We start from the raw sequence: 6,313 nt of genomic DNA, 5'->3' as shown, positions 1-6,313 counted from the left end.
TCCCCCAACCCGCCCGGACAACCCCCAACCCGAAGGGTTAACCCCGCGAACCGGGGGTTGCCACGGCAAATCCCAGGGGGCAACCCCCGGGTTCGGTGGGCAACCTCCGCGCCGATCGCTTTCTATGCCGACCGCTTTCTCTGGAGTAGACCGATGACTGATCTCCTGACCATCGGCGAGACGATGGTTTCGTTGCGGACTGCTCGTCCGATGCGGCTCGGCGGTGATGCGCACCTGTCGATCGCCGGGTCGGAGAGCAACGTCGCGATCGGGTTGTCGCGGCTCGGGCACCAGGCCGCCTGGCTGGGTGCCGTGGGCAACGACGAGCCCGGTCGGCTGATCCAGCGCACACTGCGGGCCGAGGGTGTGGACACGCGGTGGCTCCGGTTCTCGGACGAGTCTTTCACCGGGTTCATCGCGTTCGACCAGCCGTCGCACGACATCACCCGGGTCAGCTACCACCGCCGCGGCTCGGCCGGTTCCACGCTGACCATTACGGAGTGCGTCGCCGCGTTGGAAGCGTCCACGCCTCGGCTCCTGCATGTCACCGGCATCACGCCGGCCCTGTCCGACTCTACGCGGGCTGCGACGCTGGCCGTCGTACGTGCAGCTGCGGAGTCCGACGTACGCGTGTCGCTGGACGTCAACTACCGCGCTCGCCTGTGGTCACGCACCGACGCGGCGACTGCGCTGCGTGAGCTACTTCCCTTCGTACACACGGTTTTCGCGTCCGACGACGAGCTCGACATCCTCACCGACGCCGCCGAACCAGTTCGCGCCCTGCTGGACACCGGCATCACCGAGGTTGTCGTGACCGCCGGTGGCAAGGGCGCCTGGACGCACACCGCCGACAGCACGATCCACCGTGCGGCCCTCCCTGTCACCGTCGTCGACAGCATCGGCGCCGGCGACGCGTTCGTCTCCGGCTACCTCTCCGGAACCCTCGACAGCCTCTCCCCCGAACACCGCCTCGACCGCGCCACCACGTCCGGCGCCTTCTGCGTCACCGCGACCGGCGACTGGGAGTCCCTCCCCACTCGCGACGACCTGAGCCTGCTCTCGCACACCCAAGGCACCGCACTCCGCTGACCTTGCAGTTGACACTGTGTCAAGGCAGAGAGTCGGGGGTGTCATGGTGAACATCGGAGAATTCGCTCGCCTCGGCGGAGTATCGACGCGCATGCTGCGGCACTACGACGCCATCGGCGTACTCAAGCCTGCGTACGTCGATCCGCACAGCGGCCGACGCTCGTACGACGTCGCGCAGCTGGCGACCCTGAATCGTCTGGTCGCCCTCAAAGGGCTCGGGTTCAGCCTCGACGAGGTCGGCCGGCTGCTCGGTGAAGGCGTGGACCCCGCGGAGATGAAGGGGATGCTGCGGCTACGGCAGGCCGAGTTCGAACGCCGGATGCGGCACGACCGGCACGTCCTCGACCGAGTGACAGCGAGACTCCGACTGATCGAGCAGGAGAACCGCATGAACGCGACGATCGAAATCAAACAAGCCGACGCACTGACGATCGCGTCCCTCTCCGCGACCGCAGCCGATGCAAGCCCACAGAGCACCGGCCACGTACTGCGGGATCTGTTCGGCCAGGTGATCGAGCGGATGGAGGCCGTGTATGCCGACCGGACCACGCCCGTGGCTCGTTTCGTCTCGACGGACGGCGGCCCAACGGTCGAGGTCATCGCCGGGTACGCCGTACCCGCTGACTCGGTTCCCGGCCTCGAGACCCGCTCACTGCCGGCCGTCGAGGTGGCCTCAACCATCCACGAGGGCCCGATATCCGGAATCGCCACCGCCTACCAGGCTCTAGCCCACTGGGCCGAGTCCAACGACCACCACAACCTCCTCCAATCCCCCCGCTGGCGCCACCACTTCCTCGAAGCCAACGGCGAAGACGAATCCCACTGGCTAACCGAACTCCAACTAGAACTTCCCTAACCAACCAACTGCATGCTGTGCGGTCAGCGCTCGTCGATGATCTGGGCGTTGGTGGCGGTGGGTGGGGCGGAGACCAGGGACCAGGCGGCTACTGCTTCCGGTGACTGGGCCAGTGGGAAGGCGGCTGCCATCGCCGGGAACGACTCCCACCGCCATGTGTCGGTGTAGGTCCCGTCCTCGAGCCGGACAAGCTGCGTCGAGGTCAGCCCGGGGTGCGCGTCCCGGATCACCCCGATCACCTTCGCTCGTCGCTCGAGAAACTCATCCAGCTTGTCGGGATCAACCGCGTACGTGTGGATCCGCACAACTCCCACACCCGCCTCTGCGTCTGGGGTGGCGGGTGCGGCGGTGGTTTGCGGGGCGGCTGGGTGTTGTGTCGTGTGCATGGTGTTCTCCTGGTGATCTCGGTGTATGTCGGGTTGACGGATCGCGGTGGGGAGATGTGACAGGGGGCTGTCCGCGGGTGCGGGGGCTGAGTGGATGTGTCTGTTGCTGGGCACTGGGAGTTGGACAGCAGTCAGGAATGGAGAGACAGCTATGACCAGTCCCAGTGGGCCCTACGAGGGGTTGACTCCGGTGACGCATGAGGATCCGGCTGAGGTCACTGATACCGAGGTGAACGAGGCTCTCGAGCGTGGTGACGTCGACGTACGTGGGCAGGAGATCCGCCACGACGACGGCGCGCAGCCGGACTCCGACCGCAACGACACTCCTCAACCCCCGACCGAGGAAAGCCAAGCCTGACGAGCATCCGCAGGTCGCGCTCGATCAACTGGTGCCGATCAGGTGTCGTCCGGGTCCTCGACCGGGAAGAGGATGGGGCTGAGCAGGTAAGCGGGAGCGTTCCGGTGTGCTTGCGCCGGGATGAGCTGGAGCAGCTGATCGAGCGCATGCGTCAAGCGATCCTGCTGGTGCTGGCGAACGACGCGGGACACCGCATCGGGTGGGTGGACGGTTCCTGGCACGCTGAGTCTTCCGCGGTACGACGGCTCGTCGCCAGGTGAACGTCGTGCTCCGGTCCGGTCGTGCTGCTCGGGTGGAGGTGGTTCGCTTGCTCGAGGCGGGACGAGTGGACCGTGATGGCGGGCTTCACGCTGTACGACGAGTACGTGCCACACGCCGTCGACGCCGGACGGATTCTGGAGGAGCGAAGAACCGCCGGGCTAGGTGAGGAGGTCGGGGTCGGTTTCTAGCTCTTTTTCGGGATCCAGGGGGAGGACGATCTTGAAGCGGGTGTTGCCGGGCTGGGACTCGACGCGGAGGTCGCCGTGGTGTTTCTTGACCACGATGCGCCAGGAGATGTCGAGGCCTAGGCCGGTGCCTTCGCCGATCGGCTTGGTGGTGAAGAACGGCTCGAAGATGCGGTTGCGGATCTCCCGCGGGATGCCCGGGCCGGTGTCGCCGATCTCGACGACCGCGTAGGCGCCGTCCCTCTTCGTCCGGATCGTCAGGGTGCCCGACCCGCCCATCGCGCTGACCGCGTTGTCGATGATGTTGGTCCACACCTGGTTGAGCTCGGCGGCGTACGCCGGGATCGGCGGCAGCTCCGGATCGAAGTCCTTCACCACCTCGTACCCCTGCAGCTTCCCCGACATCATCACCAGCGTCGACTTCAGCAACTCACGCAGGTCGACGATCTGGTACGGCGCTCTGTCGATCTGCGAGTACTGCTTCGCGGCGCCAACGAGGGTCGAGATCCTGGTGACGGAGTCGTCGATCTCGTTCATCAGCGACTCGGTGTCGATCGTGTACATCAGCCACCGCACGGCACCCTCGAGGTACTTCGGCCCGACCGCGGCCAGCACCTCCTCCATCCACGGCACGTCGAGACCCGCCGCGGCCAGCACCGGCGCGACATCCCAGCTGGCCTGAACGTCGTGGTCGTCCAGCCAGTCGGTCAGCGAGTCCTCGGCGTCGGACAGCTCCATCGGGGAGATGTCCTTGTCCTTGGTCTTGTCCAGCCGCTCGACCGCCGCCTCCTGCAGCTCGACGATCTGGTGCAGCTTGGTCGCATCCAAGGTGCCGTCGGCAAGCATCGCCAGCTTGGACCGCATGCCGGCGACCCGCTGCCGCAGCGTCGCCGCGGCCCGGACCGCCGCCGCGGCCGGGTTGTTGAGCTCGTGCGTGAGGCCGGCCGACAACGAGCCGAGGGCGAGCAGCCGCTCGCGCTCCCCCAGCGTCTCGTTGGTCCGGCGCATGCCCATGATGAAGCCCTCGATCAGGTGCACCGCCATCGGGAACCAGGTGTTCATCATCGTCGCCATGGTCTCGGCGCCGATCACGTAGAACTCCGACGGCTCGGTCACCCGCATCGTCGCCGTGTAGGTCTTGTGGTCGGTGGCGCCGAAGAAGGCATTGAAGGCACCGGCGTAGACCCCGCGCTGGCGGGTCCGGTTGATCTCGACCTCTTCACCGTGGGACAGCTTGCAGAGCCGCAGCTCACCGGACAGCAGCACGTAGCAGCAGGTGGCCGGGTCTCCCTCGCTGAACACGATCCCGTCCTGCACCGACTCGACGTACCCGGCGTCGGAGAGCCACTGCAACTGCTCGTCGGTCAGCGACTCGAACAGGAAGAGCGTGCGCAACTCGTCCGGGGTCAGCCGGCGCGGCTCGGTCTCGACAGTCATCAGAGCATCTCCAGGTATCGGTGCACCAGTGTCACGGCCATCGCTCCGTCGCCGACCGCGGAGGCGACCCGCTTCACCGACTCGGCCCGCACATCCCCGGCGGCGAACACGCCCGGCATGCTCGTCTCCAGGTGGTACGGCTCCCGCTCCAGCGCCCAGCCCGGCGGCTTGCCGTGCAGGTCCGGCCCGGTGAGCACGAAACCGCGCTCGTCGCGGAGCAGGTCACCCGGCAGCCAGTCCGTCCGTGGGGCCGCGCCGATGAACACGAACATCCACTCCGTGTCCACTTCGCGCGACTCACCGGTCACACTGTTCCGCAGGGTTGCCCGTTCGAGGTGGTCGGAGCCCTTGCAGTCGACCACCTGCGTACAGGTGTGGACCTCGATGTTGTCGATCTCGTCGATCTGATTGATCAGGTACGACGACATCGTCGCCGTCAGCGATGGTCCTCTCACCAGCATATGCACGCGTTTGGCGTGTTTCGAGAAGTACACCGCGGCCTGGCCGGCGGAGTTCGCCCCGCCGATGATGTAGACCTCCTGGCCGGCGCAGCTGGGACCCTCGGTCGTCGCGGAGCCGTAGTAGATGCCCCGGCCGCACAGGTCGTCCACGCCGGGGGCGTCCAGCGTCCGGTACGAGACGCCGGTCGCCAGGATCACCGAGTGCGACGAGATCTCGCTGCCGTCCGAGAACCTCAGCTTGCGCGCGGACCCGAGGGTCTCCAGGCCGACCACCTGCCGTGCCGTCAGTAGCTCGGCGCCGAACCGCACCGCCTGACGACGGGCCCGGTCGGTCAACTGTGCACCCGAAACACCGTCGGGAAAGCCCAGGTAGTTCTCGATCCGGCTCGACTGACCCGCCTGGCCGCCGGTCGCCAACTGCTCGACCAGCACCGTCCGCAGCCCCTCGCTGGCGCCGTACACGGCCGCGCCGAGACCCGCCGGACCGCCACCGACGACGACGAGGTCGTAGAACTCCGAGGCCGGCGCGGTCGACAGCCCCACCTTGGTGGCCAGGTCGGACTCGCTCGGCGCCACCATGACCGTGCCGTCCGGCGTGATGATCACCGGGAGCGTCGATCCGTCCACCCCGGCTGCCTCCAGCAGCCGCTTGCTCTCGTCCTCGTCCACGCCGTACCACCGGTACGGCACGGCGTTGCGGGCGAGGAAGTCGCGGGCCGCGAACGACGGCGCCGACCAGCGGTGGCCGATCACCCGGGTCTCGTCGGTGGACGGCTCCGGGGTCGACTTCCACAGGTCGAGCATCGCGTCGACCACCGGGTAGAGCTTCTCCTCCGGCGGGTTCCACGGTTTCAGCAGGTAGTGGTCGAGGTCGACCACGTTGATCGCCTGGATGGCCGCGTCGGTGTCGGCGTACGCAGTGAGCAGCACGCGGCGCGCGAGCGGAAACAGATCCATCGCGGCCTCGAGGAACTCGATCCCGGACATCTGCGGCATCCGGTAGTCGGCCAGCAGCAGCGCCACCGGCTCGCCCCGGAGCTTGAGCTCGCGCAGGGCGTCCAGCGCCTGCCCGGGGTTCTCCGCCCGCACGATGCGGTGGTCCTCGCCGTACCGACGGCGGAGGTCACGGGCGATCGACCGGGAAACGCCGGGGTCGTCGTCCACGGTGAGGATCACCGGGCGGGTCGTTGACGCTGTCATGCCTCCTTCATACCAGCGCCGGACCAACAAGCGGGAAGGGTAATTCCCGCACACCTTTGCTGAGGTTTCCCACAGTCCGG

At 67.4% G+C, this 6,313-nt stretch carries 7 protein-coding genes; 3 read left to right on the top strand and 4 right to left on the bottom strand.

Features of this window, described 5'->3' with window-relative positions:
* The first annotated feature begins 153 nt into the window (after nt 1-153).
* Both ACIBGM_RS34500 and ACIBGM_RS34495 read left to right on the top strand, forming a co-directional pair.
* On the top strand, nt 154-1,089 hold the full coding sequence (locus ACIBGM_RS34500; protein WP_396387912.1) for a sugar kinase: 936 nt from the start codon (nt 154-156) through the stop codon (nt 1,087-1,089).
* Nucleotides 1,090-1,135: 46 nt separating this feature from the next.
* On the top strand, nt 1,136-1,945 hold the full coding sequence (locus ACIBGM_RS34495; protein WP_360528109.1) for a MerR family transcriptional regulator: 810 nt from the start codon (nt 1,136-1,138) through the stop codon (nt 1,943-1,945).
* A gap of 23 nt (nt 1,946-1,968) precedes the next feature.
* On the opposite strand, the gene ACIBGM_RS34490 is transcribed toward ACIBGM_RS34495, so the two are convergent.
* Entirely contained in the window at nt 1,969-2,331 is a 363-nt protein-coding gene (locus ACIBGM_RS34490; RefSeq protein WP_396387911.1) for an antibiotic biosynthesis monooxygenase, read from the bottom strand.
* Nucleotides 2,332-2,482: 151 nt separating this feature from the next.
* On the opposite strand from ACIBGM_RS34490, the gene ACIBGM_RS34485 reads away from it, so the two are divergent.
* Nucleotides 2,483-2,689 (top strand): hypothetical protein, encoded by a 207-nt coding sequence (locus ACIBGM_RS34485; RefSeq protein WP_360528115.1) that lies wholly within the window; start codon nt 2,483-2,485, stop codon nt 2,687-2,689.
* 38 nt (nt 2,690-2,727) lie between these two features.
* Here ACIBGM_RS34485 and ACIBGM_RS34480 read toward each other — a convergent pair whose 3' ends face one another.
* The 3 genes from ACIBGM_RS34480 to ACIBGM_RS34470 form a co-directional block, all read right to left on the bottom strand.
* A complete protein-coding gene (locus ACIBGM_RS34480) occupies nt 2,728-2,910 on the bottom strand; it encodes a hypothetical protein (RefSeq protein ID WP_360528118.1) in 183 nt (60 codons plus the stop codon).
* A 198-nt stretch (nt 2,911-3,108) separates the two neighbouring features.
* A complete protein-coding gene (locus tag ACIBGM_RS34475) occupies nt 3,109-4,572 on the bottom strand; it encodes an ATP-binding protein (RefSeq protein ID WP_360528121.1) in 1,464 nt (487 codons plus the stop codon).
* Complete coding sequence (locus ACIBGM_RS34470; RefSeq protein ID WP_360528124.1) at nt 4,572-6,233, bottom strand: FAD-dependent oxidoreductase; 1,662 nt, start codon at nt 6,231-6,233, stop codon at nt 4,572-4,574. Before ACIBGM_RS34470 ends, ACIBGM_RS34475 begins: the two co-directional genes overlap by 1 nt.
* Between the last annotated feature and the right edge of the window lie 80 nt (nt 6,234-6,313).

The organism is Kribbella sp. NPDC050470 (assembly GCF_044458365.1).
Lineage (GTDB): Bacteria > Actinomycetota > Actinomycetes > Propionibacteriales > Kribbellaceae > Kribbella.
Note: the sequence above shows the minus strand (reverse complement) of the source record. Positions and strands in the feature narration are given on the sequence as shown.

What these genes read in the sequence shown, in the direction of transcription:
- ACIBGM_RS34485 (WP_360528115.1), top strand. Translation starts at nt 2,483, where the DNA reads ATGACCAGTCCCAGTGGGCCCTACGAGGGGTTGACTCCGGTGACGCAT.
- ACIBGM_RS34470 (WP_360528124.1), bottom strand. Translation starts at nt 6,233, where the DNA reads ATGACAGCGTCAACGACCCGCCCGGTGATCCTCACCGTGGACGACGAC.
- ACIBGM_RS34475 (WP_360528121.1), bottom strand. Translation starts at nt 4,572, where the DNA reads ATGACTGTCGAGACCGAGCCGCGCCGGCTGACCCCGGACGAGTTGCGC.
- ACIBGM_RS34490 (WP_396387911.1), bottom strand. Translation starts at nt 2,331, where the DNA reads ATGCACACGACACAACACCCAGCCGCCCCGCAAACCACCGCCGCACCC.
- ACIBGM_RS34500 (WP_396387912.1), top strand. Translation starts at nt 154, where the DNA reads ATGACTGATCTCCTGACCATCGGCGAGACGATGGTTTCGTTGCGGACT.